At 40.1% G+C, this 15,580-nt stretch carries 12 protein-coding genes; all 12 read left to right on the plus strand.

Annotation, left to right across the window (positions count from 1 at the left end):
* Positions 1-3: 3 nt before the first annotated feature.
* Positions 4-1,005: an ABC transporter ATP-binding protein gene (locus TEL01S_RS01725; RefSeq protein WP_028843449.1), complete on the plus strand. Its 1,002-nt coding sequence runs from the start codon at positions 4-6 to the stop codon at positions 1,003-1,005.
* On the plus strand, positions 989-1,948 hold the full coding sequence (locus TEL01S_RS01730) for an ABC transporter ATP-binding protein (RefSeq protein WP_028843448.1): 960 nt from the start codon (positions 989-991) through the stop codon (positions 1,946-1,948). Before TEL01S_RS01725 ends, TEL01S_RS01730 begins: the two co-directional genes overlap by 17 nt.
* Before the next feature lie 12 nt (positions 1,949-1,960).
* Positions 1,961-4,300: a glycoside hydrolase family 3 N-terminal domain-containing protein gene (locus TEL01S_RS01735; protein WP_012002404.1), complete on the plus strand. Its 2,340-nt coding sequence runs from the start codon at positions 1,961-1,963 to the stop codon at positions 4,298-4,300.
* Positions 4,297-5,280 (plus strand): acetylxylan esterase, encoded by a 984-nt coding sequence (locus TEL01S_RS01740; RefSeq protein WP_269764066.1) that lies wholly within the window; start codon positions 4,297-4,299, stop codon positions 5,278-5,280. Before TEL01S_RS01735 ends, TEL01S_RS01740 begins: the two co-directional genes overlap by 4 nt.
* 24 nt (positions 5,281-5,304) lie before the next feature.
* Entirely contained in the window at positions 5,305-6,441 is a 1,137-nt protein-coding gene (locus TEL01S_RS01745) for an ROK family transcriptional regulator (protein WP_012002406.1), read from the plus strand.
* Between the two features lie 344 nt (positions 6,442-6,785).
* Positions 6,786-7,766 carry an ABC transporter permease gene (locus TEL01S_RS01750; RefSeq protein WP_232504368.1) on the plus strand — a complete coding sequence of 327 codons (981 nt, stop codon included), beginning with the start codon at positions 6,786-6,788 and terminating at the stop codon, positions 7,764-7,766.
* A gap of 24 nt (positions 7,767-7,790) precedes the next feature.
* Positions 7,791-8,762, plus strand: coding sequence for a sugar-binding protein (locus tag TEL01S_RS01755; RefSeq protein ID WP_028843446.1), 972 nt, complete (start codon positions 7,791-7,793; stop codon positions 8,760-8,762).
* A 53-nt stretch (positions 8,763-8,815) separates the two neighbouring features.
* A complete protein-coding gene (locus tag TEL01S_RS01760; protein ID WP_028843445.1) occupies positions 8,816-10,339 on the plus strand; it encodes a sugar ABC transporter ATP-binding protein in 1,524 nt (507 codons plus the stop codon).
* A gap of 8 nt (positions 10,340-10,347) precedes the next feature.
* Positions 10,348-11,838, plus strand: a complete 1,491-nt coding sequence (gene xylB, locus TEL01S_RS01765; RefSeq protein ID WP_028843444.1) for a xylulokinase — start codon at positions 10,348-10,350, stop codon at positions 11,836-11,838.
* 265 nt (positions 11,839-12,103) lie between these two features.
* Positions 12,104-13,381: an argininosuccinate synthase gene (locus TEL01S_RS01770; protein WP_012002411.1), complete on the plus strand. Its 1,278-nt coding sequence runs from the start codon at positions 12,104-12,106 to the stop codon at positions 13,379-13,381.
* Positions 13,353-14,549, plus strand: coding sequence for an argininosuccinate lyase (gene argH, locus TEL01S_RS01775; protein WP_012002412.1), 1,197 nt, complete (start codon positions 13,353-13,355; stop codon positions 14,547-14,549). The genes TEL01S_RS01770 and argH overlap by 29 nt, the downstream gene beginning before the upstream one ends.
* Complete coding sequence (gene argC / locus TEL01S_RS01780) at positions 14,546-15,571, plus strand: N-acetyl-gamma-glutamyl-phosphate reductase (RefSeq protein WP_012002413.1); 1,026 nt, start codon at positions 14,546-14,548, stop codon at positions 15,569-15,571. Before argH ends, argC begins: the two co-directional genes overlap by 4 nt.
* Positions 15,572-15,580 lie beyond the last annotated feature (9 nt).

Genomic DNA, 15,580 nt, shown 5'->3' on the forward strand with positions numbered 1-15,580 from the left:
GATATGAGTTTAGTTATGAAGGCTTTAAAGTTGAAAGCATATTATATCCTGGATGTTTATGGAAAGCAGAGAATTATCAAAGCGGTGGACAGCATTGATTTAGAAATACAAAAAGGCTTTGTTTATGGAATAGCAGGTGAAAGTGGCTGTGGCAAGACAACTTTGCTGAAAACATTGTTTGCAATCATAGAACCACCGTTAAGGCTGGTGGATGGAAAAGTGTTTTACTACAGTGACAAAGAGATTGATATTTATTCAATAAAAAATGAAGAAAGAAGAAAACTCAGGTGGTCGTTTGTCTCGTATGTTCCTCAAGGTTCAATGAGTGTTCTCAACCCTGTAACCAAGATCAAAGAAACATTCAAAGACTTCTTAGGTAGTCATGTAAAAGGAAAGAACAAAGACCAGATTTATGAAATTGCAAAACAGCACATAAGAGAACTCGGACTTCCTTTGAAAGTTCTTGATGCCTATCCTCATCAATTATCTGGTGGAATGAGACAGAGAGTTACCATAGCATTGGCAACTCTGTTGAACCCGGCTGCAATAATTGCAGACGAACCTACTACTGCCCTGGACGTTGTAACTCAAAGGGGTGTTATTCAACTTTTAAAAGACATCCAGTCAAAGCAGAAGAACACCCTGATCGTTGTAACTCATGACATGGGGATACATGCAAATGTAGCTGATCATCTTTCAATCATGTATGCTGGAAGGATAGTTGAAGAAGCTCCTACAGTTGAAATCTTTGACAATCCTTTACATCCTTATACAAAATATCTCATCAACTCTCTGCCAAAGTTTGGAGATAAAACCAAAAAAGAAAGTGCACCAGGCAGTCCACCATCACTTTACAACATACCATCTGGTTGCAGTTTTCATCCAAGATGCCCATATAGTCTATCAATATGTAAAGAACAACTCCCACCACTGAAAGAGTATTCGGATAAACATAAGATCGCTTGCTGGCTAATGGGAGGACAAGAGCATGCAAAAACTCGTTGAAATCAAAAACCTTACAAAGATTTTTTCAGTTGGAAGTATCTTTTCGCGAATAAAAATAACAGCTATTGATGACGTCTCTTTGGATATAGGACAGTCAGAAATTCTGACTTTGGCTGGTGAAAGTGGTTGTGGAAAAACTACAATGGCGAAGATAATTCTCAGATTTGAGGAACCTACTTCTGGTGTGGTGAACTACAGAGGAAAACCAATCAAAAGGCGAAACAGGCAAGAAAAGATGAATTTTCTGAAAGAAATACAGGCAGTTTTCCAGAACCCCTTTTCTACTTTTAACCCCTTGAGAAAGGTCGATAATTATTTTTACGAGACACTTTATAATTTTGGAATCGCACAAAGCCGTCATGAAGCCGATCGTTTAATTCAAGAAAAACTGAATGCAGTGGGTGTTCATTTTGACGAATTCACAGAAAGATATCCAGGTGAATTTTCAGGAGGGCAACTTCAGAGGATTTCTATAGCAAGGTCTTTGCTGACAAATCCTTCACTGTTGATTGCCGACGAGCCTGTTTCCATGGTTGATGCTTCGCTGAGAATGTCCATAGTGAATCTCTTCAAAGAGTTGAGAGATAAATTTGGCTTGAGCGTTCTTTACATCACCCATGATCTAACAACAGCTTATTATGTGAGTGATAAAGTGGCCATCATGTTTCGCGGTAATTTGATCGAGTTTGGACCAGCCGAGAAAGTGCTTCTAAATCCCAAGCATCCCTACACAAAATTACTGAGAGAATCCGTTCCCGAGGCTGATCCGAAAAGAAAATGGACCAGCAGAATAAAATTGTCTGAATTAGAACAGGAAGAATATGCTAAGTTGGGATGTAAATTTGCAGGAAGATGTCCTGAGGTAATGGATATTTGCAGGAAAAACCTGCCAGATTACTACGAGGTAGATGGGGTAAAAGTAAAATGTTTCTTATACAGATGAGGGGGCTTCGATATGCCGAAAGTTCCAGCTTATAAAAACGCTTCTTTACCTGTAGATATAAGGGTTAAGGATTTACTTTCAAGAATGACTCTGGATGAGAAAGTGGCTCAACTTGGTTCTGTCTGGAGTTACGAGCTTTTAGATGACCAAGGAAATTTTTCAAATGAGAAGGCGGAAGCTTTATTGAAAAATGGAATAGGACAGATCACAAGACCCGGTGGTGCTACTAATCTGTCTGCAAAAGAGGTTGCAAGATTGATCAATCAGATACAAAAATATTTGATTGAGCAAACAAGACTCGGTATACCTGCTATCATGCACGAGGAGTGTTTAACTGGCTATATGGGCCTTGGTGCAACAAATTTCCCTCAGGCGATAGCCATGGCCAGTACGTGGGATCCTGAATTGATCGAGAAAATGACGAGTACTATTCGTGAGGACATGAGACAAATGGGGATACATCAAGGACTTGCGCCGGTGTTGGATGTTGTAAGAGACCCCAGATGGGGTAGAACAGAAGAAAGTTTTGGGGAATCTGCTTATCTTGTTGCAAAAATGGGTGTTTCATATATCATAGGTCTTCAAGGCAAAGACATCAAAAATGGTGTGATAGCGACTGCAAAACATTTTGTGGGATATGGCGCGTCCGAGGGTGGAAAAAACTGGGCGCCCACAAACATTCCAGAAAGAGAGCTGCGCGAAATATTTATGTTTCCATTCGAAGCAGCTGTGAAAGAAGCCAGTGTTATGTCGGTTATGAACTCCTACAGTGAAATAGATGGCATTCCCTGTGCCTCTTCAAAAGAGCTCTTCACTGGTGTACTGAGAAAAAATTGGGGATTCAGTGGCATAGTTGTGTCAGATTATTTTGCAATAGATATGCTCAGAGAATACCACAGATTAGCGAAAGACAAAAAAGAGGCAGCAAAATATGCCTTGCAGGCTGGTATAGATGTTGAACTACCAAAGGCAGATTGTTACACAACTATAAGGGAATTGGTTGAACAGGGATTAATATCAGAAAGCACCGTCAACCAGGCCACATCGAGGGTATTACAGATAAAATTCATGCTCGGACTCTTTGACAAACCTTATGTTGATGTAGAAAAAATTGAATTGAAAAAGCATTACAGTATAGCAACTGAGATAGCAAGAAAATCTATCGTATTACTCAAAAATGATGGCATTCTCCCGTTGAAAAAAGATGCGAAAATAGCCCTTGTAGGTCCAAATGCATCTGAGGTAAGAAATCTTCTGGGCGATTATGCATATCTGGCTCACATAAAAGTACTACTCGATAGTGTCAACCAGACAACTTTTAATGCGCCGAAATTCAACCTCAAGAATGTGGAGAAAGTGATCAATGAGAGCATCGAGAAAATACCAAGTATACTTGATTCTATGAAAGCTGAGGGTGTAATATTCACACATGCCATTGGATGTGATATTCTAAACAGTTCTACCGAGGGTTTTTCAGAGGCATTACACGCGGTAAAAAATGCAGATATCGCTGTTGTGGTTGTTGGGGATAGATCGGGTTTAACTGAGGATTGTACAAGTGGTGAATCAAGAGACAGTGCCAATCTGAAATTACCGGGTGTTCAGGAAGAGCTGGTTCTTGAAATTGCAAAGTGTGGAAAGCCAATAGTTTTGGTCCTCGTAACTGGTAGACCATATTCTTTGAAAAACATAGTGAGCAGAGTGAACGCGATAATTGAAATGTGGTTGCCCGGTGAGGTAGGGGGCATGGCATTAGTTGATGTTCTGTTTGGAAAAGTCAATCCAGGCGGAAAGTTGCCAATAAGTTTTCCAAGGAGCGCTGGACAGATTCCTGTTTATCACGATGTGAAGCCATCAGGAGGAAGATCACACTGGCACAAAGATTACGTCGATGAATTGGTGGAGCCACTATTCAGCTTTGGTCATGGTCTCTCTTACACCAAATTTGAATTTTCAAATCTCGTTATAGAACCGCAAAAGATTCCATCAGATGGACAGGTGACGATAAAGGTCGATGTGAAAAATTCAGGCGAAGTAGAAGGTGATGAGGTAGTTCAACTATATTTGACAAGAGAGCATGCGTCTGTCACAAGACCCATAAAAGAATTGAAGGGTTTCAAGAGAATCACCCTTAAACCAGGAGAAAGTAGAACAACCGTTTTCAAGATCCATACCGATGTACTTGCCTACTATGATAGAGGTATGGAATTAGTTGTTGAACCTGGTGTCTTTAAAGCCATGATAGGAAGCTCTTCAACTGATATAAGATGCTTTGGAGAATTTGAAATCACTGGAAAGAAAAGAAAGCTTGGAAAAAACAGGAAATTCTTCAGTGATGTGGAGGTAATATGATGGTCTATTTTGATATGCCATTGGAAGATTTGAGAAAATATCTGCCACAGAGGTACGAAGAAAAGGATTTCGATGATTTCTGGAAACAAACAATCCATGAAACAAGGGGATATTTTCAAGAACCAATTCTCAAAAAAGTGGATTTTTATTTGCAGAATGTTGAGACTTTTGATGTGACTTTCTCTGGTTACAGAGGTCAGAAGATAAAAGGATGGTTGATTTTGCCAAAATTCAGAAATGGGAAATTACCCTGCGTAGTTGAATTTGTTGGTTATGGAGGAGGAAGAGGATTTCCATATGACTGGCTGCTTTGGAGTGCGGCAGGATACGCACATTTCATAATGGACACGAGAGGACAAGGTAGCAACTGGATGAAGGGTGATACACCAGATTATGAAGATAATCCTTCAGATCCACAATATCCAGGCTTTCTGACAAAAGGAGTACTGAACCCGGAAACTTATTATTACAGGAGAGTTTTTATGGATGCATTTATGGCTGTTGAAACTATCAGCCAACTTGAACAAATAGATTCACAAACCATAATATTATCAGGTGCAAGCCAGGGTGGTGGAATAGCTTTGGCTGTGAGTGCATTGTCTTCAAAGGTCATGGCTCTACTTTGTGATGTTCCCTTTCTGTGTCATTACAAAAGAGCAGTTCAGATAACAGATTCAATGCCCTATGCAGAAATTACGAGATATTGCAAAACTCACATTGACAAAATCCAAACAGTATTCAGAACCCTCTCTTATTTTGACGGCGTCAATTTTGCAGCTCGTGCAAAATGCCCTGCTTTGTTTTCGGTGGGACTCATGGACGACATTTGCCCACCTTCAACAGTTTTTGCCGCTTACAATTATTACGCTGGTGAGAAAGATATTAGAATTTACCCATACAACAACCATGAAGGCGGTGGTTCCTTCCATACACTGGAAAAATTGAAATTTGTGAAAAAAACAATTTCTATGAGAGAGTGAACCATACCTAAGGAGGGAGAGGCATTGAAGTACAATTCGCCAAGAATAAAGGTTTTGAACAAGCAAAATATACTCAAACTGATACATGACAACCATCCCATTTCGCGCGCTGAGATTTCAGAAATCACCGACCTCACACCCAGCAGTGTCACCAGATTGACAAAAGAATTGATCGATGAAGGTTATGTGAAAGAAAGAGGTACCATAGGTAAAAATTCTCCAGGCCGAAGAAGAACTTTGCTCGACTTGAACAAAGACGCTTCTATAAGTCTCGTGTTTGATTTAGGGGTGAATGTAACTACCTTTGGTCTGGGCTACTTCAACGGCAAAGTTAGTCTGAGTGGATCTTTCGAGACGCCAAGGCGGCCGGAAGATTTTTTTGCAAAGGTTGAAGAGATATATCTGAGGTTAAAGAAAGAATACAGGATAACAAGGATCTCTTTGTCTATACCTGGCATGGTGAATATGCTTGAAAACAGAATCCTTCTGGCTCCAAATCTCTGCTGGCAGGATGTATTGATAAATGATCTTCTCGATGTAGATGTACCTGTCCTTGCAGACAACGAAGCTAATTTGTCAATGATGGCGGAAAAATATCATTCAAAAGATTTGAAAGAAGTTAAAGAAGCCGTTTTTATAGTGATTAGAGAGGGTGTTGGAACAGGCGTGCTTTTAGATGGAAAAATCTATCGAGGCTCATCTTTCACAGCCGGCGAAGCAGGGCATATGACTGTTGATATACACTCAGATAAAAAATGCCATTGTTCCAACAAAGGGTGCTGGGAACTGGTTACATCTATAAACTGGGCGATAGAAAACTACAGAGGAGAATTGCAAGGAAAAAATGCCATAGAAAAATTCGCATCATTGAAGAAAAAAACAGGCAACAAGAAATTTTTTGAAGAATTTGCAAAAAATATAGCTGTTGGAATTGTAAACATAGTGAATGTTTTAAATCCCCAGCTCATAATTCTTGGCGGCGAAGTTCAGGATTTGGGTGAGTATTTCTTTAACTCTATAGAATCAGAGGTTAAAAGAAGAGCACTTAGAGATGCTGTAAAGCAATTGAAAATCAGACCAACGATTTTTGAAACTGTCAGTTCAAACCTTGTTGGTGCAGCAATTCTGGCAATTGAAGACATCATCGAAAAAGTCAAATAGAAACTATAGAGTTCATTTGAATGTGGTTTTCATAGAGTTTGCGCAAATAAAGCAAAAAGAAAGAGAAACAAAAAGATTACAACTGAACTCGGGCAACCTTATAAGAATACAGCCGAAAGTCTCGAAAAATTGAATTTGATTTTATGAAAACTTGAGATTACAATTTTTCGGGGAAAGAAATAATATCCGATGACTATCGATTTATATTTTAGTAATGCATTTAACAGAGATTGCTGACATTTGTTCATGCCTGCGGCAGATTTCTTTGAGATCAACGGTATACCTTGCAGATACTTGCTACCCAGGGGCATCATAGAGAAAATTCTCAGGTGGGGTCAGAATCAATGGTTGTTCTTGAGGGGGAGAAAACCTTGATAGCAGGAAAAAAACAGAGAAGTTTTAAAGAACTTGGGCCACTTGTAGCCCTTATGAGCCTTGCTATTTTTACCACTGTACTGAATCCGCGTTTTCTGACAGCTTTTAATCTTCAAGCTTTGGGAAGACAGATTGCTATATTTGGCCTTTTAGCCATAGGTGAAACATTTGTCATCATTTCCGGTGGAGGTGCTATAGATCTCTCTCCAGGATCTGTGGTGGCTTTAACCGGTGTCATGGTGGCATGGCTCATGACCCATGGGGTTTCAGTGTGGATTTCCCTGTTCCTGATCCTTCTGTTCTCACTGGGAATAGGTGCATGGCATGGAGTATTTGTCACAAAACTTAAGGTACCTGCATTTATAATCACCCTCGGCACTCTTACCATTGCACGCGGTATGGCTGCTGTTATCACCAGAGGATGGCCTGTGATAAACCTGCCAGGTTCATTTTTGAAAATCGGTCAGGCTGATTTTTTAAAGATTCCAGTGCCAGTTTGGATTTTGATTGGAGTGACTCTGATTGCTGATTTTTTTCTCAGAAAAACAGTGTATGGAAAGCACTTGAGGGCTTCAGGCGGTAATGAGATTGCCGCAAGATTTTCTGGTGTGAATGTGGATGCGGTTAGAACAATTGCTTTTATGGTTTCTGGCTTTTTGGCAGGGTTGGTTGGAGTAATAGTTGCTGCAAGGCTTTCTCAAGGGCAGCCCGGTGTTGGTAGCATGTATGAACTTTATGCAATTGCATCTACAGTGATTGGCGGGACAAGCCTAACAGGTGGCGAGGGGAGTGTCCTGGGAGCAATTATTGGTGCCAGCATTATCAGTTTGCTCTGGAACGCGCTGGTCCTTCTTAACGTCTCCACTTACTGGCACAACGTTGTCATAGGAATTGTTATTGTTGTAGCGGTTACTTTGGATATTGTTCGAAGAAGATTTGTGAGTAAGTAACTTTTTTAAGGGGGAGGGAATAGTATGAGAAAACTGCTGGCAGTGTTGTTGACGGTTGTTTTGGCGGTCGTGTCCTTAGCCATGACAATAGGAGTTATAGGAAAATCTGTTCATCCATACTGGTCTCAAGTAGAACAGGGTGTAAAAGCGGCTGGAAAAGCCCTTGGGGTGGATACCAGGTTTTTTGTACCGCAAAAAGAAGACATCAACGCACAGCTTCAAATGCTGGAGTCGTTCATTGCTCAGAGATTCGATGGTATCGCCATTGCTCCTTCTGACCCTACAGCAGTGATGCCAACGATAAAAAAAGCACTTGAAGCAGGTATTCCAGTTATAACTCTTGATACAGACTCTCCAGAGAGCGGAAGGTATGTTTATATAGGAACGGATAATTACCAAGCAGGCTATAGCGCCGGGCTCATAATGAGAGAGCTGCTCAATGGCAGGGGGAAAATAGTCATTGGGACGGGATCTCTCACCGCTATGAACTCTCTTCAGAGAATTCAGGGTTTCAAAGATGCAATAGCCGGGACAGAGATACAAATATTAGACACATTGAATGACGAAGAAGATGGTGCCAGGGCTGTCTCGCTCGCAGAATCTGCCTTGAATGCTCATCCCGATCTCGATGCTTTTTTTGGAGTTTATGCCTACAATGGACCCAGCCAGGCTCTTGTTGTGAAGAATGCTGGAAAAGCCGGAAAAATAAAAATAGTGTGTTTCGACACTACAACCGATATTCTCCAGTATGTAAAAGAAGGAGTAATTCAAGCAACAATGGGGCAGAGACCTTACATGATGGGCTATCTCTCTGTAGTAACGCTGTACCTGATGAGCAAGACAGGTGTTCAGAATACTCTCGCCATGTTACCGAAAATTGAGGTAGAAGGAATAACCGATTACGTAATTGACACAGGTGTTGATATAGTAACGCCGCAAAATCTTAGTGACTATCTGGAAACCATGGAAAAACTGGGAATACCTATCAAATTCTAAAAATGGAGGGGAGCTCTCCCTCTCCCCTCCACAGTTTATCAGAGGTGGTAATTTTGCAGCTTTTGCAAGCAAGAAACATCATTAAAAGTTTTCCGGGTGTTCTGGCGGTTGACGATGTTGATTTTGAAGTGGGTGAAAATGAAATAGTATCTATTGTAGGGGAGAATGGTGCGGGTAAATCGACACTTATAAAAGTTCTTTCAGGAATCTTGAAACCTGACAGTGGAGAAATTTTTTTTAATGGTGAAAAAGTAGAGTTTCATTCACCTTTTGACGCTTTCATAAAAGGTATAAGTGCTATCCATCAAGAACTGAACCTTTGTGAAAATTTAACAGTAGCAGAGAACATATTTCTCGCCTTTGAAGCCATAAGGGGAAAAAGGAGGAGCTTAAGCAGCAGGCTTGATGAAAATTACATGCGAAGAAAATCAGAAGAACTTCTTAATCTCACAGGGGCTCGTTTTTCTTCTAATACTCTTGTAAGAGAATTGACCACTGCGCAGAGACAGATGGTCGAGATTTGCAAGGCGCTGATCAAAGAACCCAGGATCATCTTTATGGACGAACCAACTTCTTCATTAACTGTTGAAGAAACAGAGAGATTGTTCGAAATTATTCATATGTTAAAGGATAGGGGAATATCAGTTGTTTTTGTTTCGCACAGGTTAGATGAAGTTGCGAAAATCAGTGATAGAGTGATCGTTATGAGAGATGGAAAAAAAGTGGGAGAACTCAAAAGAGCGGAATTTGATATGGATACCGTCATAAAACTCATGGTAGGAAGGGAAGTTGAATTTTTTCCCCATGGAACGGAAGTTTCACCGGGCGAGGTGGTTCTAAAGGTCAAGAATTTAAGGTGGAAGAACAGGGTGAAAAATGTTTCTTTTCAGGTTCGAAAAGGAGAAATTCTTGGGTTTGCAGGTCTCGTTGGTGCTGGCAGAACTGAGACAATGCTTCTGATTTTCGGGATAAATAAAAAAGAAGACGGTGAAATTTTTATCAAGGGAAACAAAGTGAACATAGAAAGACCTCTTGACGCAACCAAACTTGGAATTGGTCTGGTGCCAGAAGATAGAAAGCTTCAGGGGCTTGTTTTAAAATTGACAGTGAAAGACAACATGGTCCTTCCTTCTTTATCTGCTATTAGCAACCACGGTTGGATTTTGAATGAAAGAAAAGAAAAAATGATAGCGGAAAATTTTGTAAAAAAACTTTCAATAAAGACTCCATCTGTATATCAGATTACTGAGAATCTTTCCGGTGGAAATCAGCAAAAGATAGTCCTTGCAAAATGGCTTGCAACGAATGCCGACATATTGATATTTGATGAACCAACAAGGGGAATAGATGTAGCAACCAAAGCTGAGATACATAGAATGATAAGAGAATTAGCTGCACAGGGGAAAACCATACTAATGATTTCCTCCGAACTTCCGGAGATACTAAACTTGAGCGATAGAATTGTTGTGATGTGGGAAGGTGAAATTACAGCTATTCTGGACAACAAAAGTAAAAAAGTCTCACAGGAAGAAATCATGTATTACGCTTCTGGAAAGCTGAAGCAAAGCGGGAGGTAAACAGGCAGATGAATTTATATGTTGGGCTTGATGTAGGAACAACAGGTGTGAAAGGAGTTCTTGTCGATGAAAATGGAAAAATCATAGATATTCAAAGCGGACATTTAACCATACAAACGCCAAAGCCAGGTTGGTCAGAACAGGATCCTTTAAACTGGTGGAAAGCAGTTTTGAAAGTTTTGAAAAATTTATCGGAAAGATCGAAAGAAGCCGGCGGAAGGATAAGAGCAATTTCTACCAGTGGGCAGATGCACAGTCTGGTTGCTATAGGAAAAAACGGCGAGGTGTTGAGAAACGCCATACTCTGGTGTGACCAGAGAACTTATGAAGAGTGTAAAGAAGCCGAGAGTTTGCTTGGAGGAGAAGAAAAAACACTAAAGATAGTCGGAAATTCAATCCTTCCGGGATTTACTTTGCCAAAGATCCTGTGGTTGAGAAAAAATGAGCCGGATGTGTATGGAAAGATATATAAAGTGCTCTTGCCAAAAGATTTCATAAATTATATGCTCACCGGGATCATTGCAACAGAACATTCAGACGCTTCAGGAACAATGTTGTACAGCGTTTCTGAAGGACGATGGAGCGATCAGATTCTGGATGCTTTCGGTATTTCAAAGAAATTTCTCCCGGATATTCTTGAGTCGAATGAAATGATCGGAAAGGTAAGAGAAAATCTGGTGAAAATGCTTAATCTCGATGAAGAAGTAGCAGTGGTTGCTGGTGGAGCAGATAACGCCTGTGCTGCTCTGGGGGTTTCGGTGATAGATCCTGGAGATGTAATGATAAGTCTTGGAACTTCAGGTACTGTAGTTGCGCCCACCGGGAGCAAAGTACCTGACCCTTATGGAAGAGTGCATTTCTTCGCGCATGTTGTGCCTCGTACCATGTATCATATGGGTGTGATGCTATCAGCTGCCTATTCTCTTGAGTGGTTTAAGCATCGATTTTTGAAAGAGGATTATGAGGTAATAAATCGTCAAGTTATGAAGGTTCCTATAGGATCTAACGGCGTTATATTTCTGCCATACCTGAATGGCGAAAGGAGCCCGCATAAAGACCCTTATGCAAAAGGTGTTTTTTTTGGCATTTCTTCTTACAACAGTAAATGGGATTTTGTAAGAGCTATATTTGAAGGAGTGGCTTTTGGTATCAGGGATTGCTTCGAAGTCATTGAAGAACTGAATACCAGTGTGAAAAATATCAGGACAACAGGGGGAGGAGCAAGGAGTGATGTCTGGAATATTATGATAGCAGATTTGCTGTCGCGCGAAATCCAAAAACCCTTGATTAATGAAGGTGCATCTTATGGAGCAGCTATGCTTGCATGCTCTGGTTTTTCTTCATCAAGCCCAGATCAAATTGCGAGACGCTGGTTCAAATTGAAAACTTCTGTAAAACCGTCGCTTGAAAACAAAAAAGAGTATGATAAGTTTTATTACAGGTTCAGAGACTTGTATAAAGGTTTGAAAAGCTTTTTTCGTAACTGGAAAGATGAATAATTTGTATGCATAAACGAAAAATGCCTTTATAAGATCTTGACAATTTTTCGCAAAGCTGGCATAATTTGAAAAATATCTGAAAATTGTGGGGGAACATGAAAATGAACGCAATAATTACAGTAATATTGAATAAAATTCAGCGGAAGCGGACTATATGCCGCGGTGTGTTTGCGCGCACTTAGTTCATTCGTGCTTTCTGCACAACGCGGCCATATCAAAATTGATATGGCCGTTTTTTTTTACAGATCTTTTGAGGAGGGGAGTTATGAAAAAAGTGATTCTTGCCTACAGTGGAGGATTGGACACATCGGTTATTTTAAAGTGGCTTTCGGAGAAAGGGTTTGAAGTAATAGCGTTTGTTGCAAATCTTGGGCAGAAAGAAGATTTTAAAGCGATTGAGTGCAAGGCACTATCAACAGGCGCTTCTAAGGTGTATGTAGAGGATCTGAGGCGAGAGTTTGTCACGGAATTTGTTTTTCCTGCGCTTATGGGGAATGCTCTGTATGAAGGCAGATATCTTCTTGGCACTGCTCTTTCCAGACCGCTTATAGCAAAAAAACAAGTCGAAATAGCTGAAAAAGAAAATGCAGCTTTTGTTGCGCATGGTGCAACCGGAAAAGGTAATGATCAGGTGAGATTTGAGCTTACTTATGCAGCATTGAATCCATTTTTGAAGGTACTTTCTCCATGGAAAGATATTGAGTTTCTGAAATTATTCAAGGGAAGAACAGACTTACTCGCCTATGCAAAACAGAAATGTATACTGACCAGAGCAACTATTGAAAAGCCTTACAGTGAAGACGAAAATTTAATGCATATATCTCACGAAGGGGGAAAGCTTGAAGATCCTCTCTATATTGCCGGGGAAGATGTTTTCAGCTGGACAAATTCTCCCAAAAATGCCCCGGATGAGGAGGTTTTTCTGGAACTTCATTTTCGCAGTGGACTTCCAGTAAAAGTAGTTAATCTGAATGACGGGAGTACAAAAGAAGATCCTCTTGAACTCTTTGAGTATCTAAATCGCATTGGATCGAAATATGGAGTAGGAAGAGTTGATATGGTTGAAAACAGGTTCATAGGAATAAAATCAAGGGGAATTTATGAAACACCCGGAGCAACGATACTCTGGATTGCCCACAGAGATCTGGAAGGTATTGCTATGGACAAGGAAGTAATGCATTTACGAGACATGCTGTCTGTTAAATTTTCGGAGTTGATATACAACGGTTTCTGGTTTTCTCCTGAAATGGATTTCTTACTATCAGCTTTCAGAAAATCTCAGGAAGGAATTGAAGGAAAAGTTAATTTAATCATTTATAAGGGCAATGTCGTACCTGTCTCTCGCTTTTCCCCGACATCACTTTATGATCAATCACTTTCAAGTATGGATGTTGACGGCGGTTTTGATGCTACAGACTCAAAGGGATTCATAAACATTCATGCTTTGAGATTGAGAGCCCACAATCTTGTGCTCAGGAGCAGAGATCCATTTGGGTGGAGAAGGGGGATAATCGATGCCGAAATTATGGGAAAAGGGGTATGACCTTGATTCATTAATAGAAGAGTTCACAGTTGGTGAAGATTATCTGGTTGATATGAAATTGATTAAATATGATGTGAAAGCCTCTATTGTTCACGCAGAGATGCTCGAGAAAATGGGGTATTTGGAAAGGCATGAGTTCATAAAAATAAAAGAGGCACTTGAGGAACTTCTGACTCTTGTGGAATCAGGAAAATTTTGTATCGACCCGGAAGAAGAGGACAGCCATACCGCCATAGAAAACTTTCTCGTTCAAAAACTTGGAGAAGCTGGGAAAAAAATACACACGGCTCGATCGAGAAACGATCAGGTTTTGACTGCCCTCAGGCTCCTGTATAAAGATGAATTAAAAGATGTATGCCGGCATTTAAAAGGCTTGAGGTCTGTTTTGAGAAATTTTGCAAAAAAGTATGGACATATAAAATTTGCCGGTTTCACGCATACAAGAAAAGCTATGCCAGCCAATTTCAGAATGTGGGGCATGGCACTTTGTGATGCTTTGAAAGACGATGAGATCATGATAAATCTTACAATCAGACTGATAGATCAATCTCCACTTGGTACAGGTGCCGGTTATGGAGTTCCTATCAAAATAGACAGAAATTATATAGCTAATAGGCTCGGTTTTTCAAAAGTGCAGCGAAATCCCATTTATTCTCAAAACAGCAGAGCAAAATTTGATTATCTTATATTGCACTGTTTGTCGCAGGTCAGTTACGATTTGAATAGGTTTGCCAGCGATATTATTTTCTTCTCTCTACCAGATATCGGATATCTGATTATTCCAGAAAACCTGTGTACAGGAAGTTCAATAATGCCCCAGAAGATGAATCCAGATCCTGTAGAACTTGTAAGGGCGTATCATAGCAGGATAATATCGAAAGCTCTGGAATCTGCGTTGATTTCAATGAATTTGATAAGCGGTTATCATCGAGATATGCAACTGTTGAAAATAACCGTGCTGGAGACTTTCAAAGATATTAAAGATATGCTGCGGGTCACGTGCAGGATTTTTGAAAAAATTCAGGTAAATGGCAATAAATGTAAAGAAAGTCTCACCGAAGAAGTTATGGCCACTCAGGAAGTGTATCGCTTATTGATGGAAAAAGGAATGTCTTTCAGAGATGCTTACAGAGTTGTTGCTGAAAAGTACGGAAGTGACAGGAAATGAAAATAAGAGTAGGAATTCTTGGTGCAACAGGTTATACAGGGTTAGAGTTATTGAGAATGCTCAAAAATCACCCACAGGTGAAAATAACCTATCTCTCGTCAAACAATTTTTCAGGACAGTCCATGAAAGATATATACCCGTTCGCAGAGATCGACATTTTGCTTAGCAAGATTGATGTGAAAGAAATAAAAGCAAATTGCGATGTAGTTTTTACAGCCCTACCGGCAGGTATCAGTTATGACATAGTGAAGAGTTTGAGAGATGAGAACCTGAAAATAATAGATCTGGGAGCAGATTTGAGATTTGATGATCCATCGCTGTATGAAAAGTGGTATGGCAGAACATTGCAAGATTATGGGTTGATAAAAAGAGTTTACGGCCTGCCTGAACTTTACAGATCAGAAATAAAAGAATCGCGTTTTATAGGAAATCCGGGATGCTATCCAACGAGTATACTTCTCGCAACTGCCCCAATTTTGAAAAGAAAACTGCTGGTGAACGGTGAAATAATTGTGGATTCTAAATCAGGCGTATCTGGTGCTGGTAAAAAAGAGGAGCTCGCATATTCTTTTTGTGAAATCGATGGTAGCTTAAAACCTTACAGTGTCATAAACCACAAGCATGTTCCTGAGATACAGGAGCAGATGAAAAAAATCTATCACAGCGAAGTTACTGTCATATTTGCTCCACATCTTGTTCCAATGGTCAGGGGTATATTGAGCACAATTTATCTAAAAACAAGATTGAGTGCTGACGAACTTTATGGACTATACAGTGAATTTTACAGAGATGAGTACTTTGTTCATGTACTAAAGCCAGCCATTTACCCGTCAACAAAATGGTCATATGGTTCAAACCACGTTTTTATATCAATGAAAAAGGACGAAAGAACAGATACAGCTGTATTGATATCTGTACTGGATAATCTTGTCAAAGGGGCATCCGGTCAGGCTATTCAGAATATGAACATACTTTTTTCTTTGAGAGAAGACACAGGATTGACCTTTACGGTTTATCCATAACAAGGAGGT

The organism is Pseudothermotoga elfii DSM 9442 = NBRC 107921 (genome assembly GCF_000504085.1).
GTDB lineage: Bacteria > Thermotogota > Thermotogae > Thermotogales > DSM-5069 > Pseudothermotoga_B > Pseudothermotoga_B elfii.

What these genes read in the sequence shown, in the direction of transcription:
- TEL01S_RS01725 (WP_028843449.1), top strand. Translation starts at nt 4, where the DNA reads ATGAGTTTAGTTATGAAGGCTTTAAAGTTGAAAGCATATTATATCCTG.
- TEL01S_RS01730 (WP_028843448.1), top strand. Translation starts at nt 989, where the DNA reads ATGCAAAAACTCGTTGAAATCAAAAACCTTACAAAGATTTTTTCAGTT.
- TEL01S_RS01735 (WP_012002404.1), top strand. Translation starts at nt 1,961, where the DNA reads ATGCCGAAAGTTCCAGCTTATAAAAACGCTTCTTTACCTGTAGATATA.
- TEL01S_RS01740 (WP_269764066.1), top strand. Translation starts at nt 4,297, where the DNA reads ATGATGGTCTATTTTGATATGCCATTGGAAGATTTGAGAAAATATCTG.
- TEL01S_RS01750 (WP_232504368.1), top strand. Translation starts at nt 6,786, where the DNA reads ATGGTTGTTCTTGAGGGGGAGAAAACCTTGATAGCAGGAAAAAAACAG.
- TEL01S_RS01755 (WP_028843446.1), top strand. Translation starts at nt 7,791, where the DNA reads ATGAGAAAACTGCTGGCAGTGTTGTTGACGGTTGTTTTGGCGGTCGTG.
- xylB (WP_028843444.1), top strand. Translation starts at nt 10,348, where the DNA reads ATGAATTTATATGTTGGGCTTGATGTAGGAACAACAGGTGTGAAAGGA.
- TEL01S_RS01770 (WP_012002411.1), top strand. Translation starts at nt 12,104, where the DNA reads ATGAAAAAAGTGATTCTTGCCTACAGTGGAGGATTGGACACATCGGTT.
- argH (WP_012002412.1), top strand. Translation starts at nt 13,353, where the DNA reads ATGCCGAAATTATGGGAAAAGGGGTATGACCTTGATTCATTAATAGAA.
- argC (WP_012002413.1), top strand. Translation starts at nt 14,546, where the DNA reads ATGAAAATAAGAGTAGGAATTCTTGGTGCAACAGGTTATACAGGGTTA.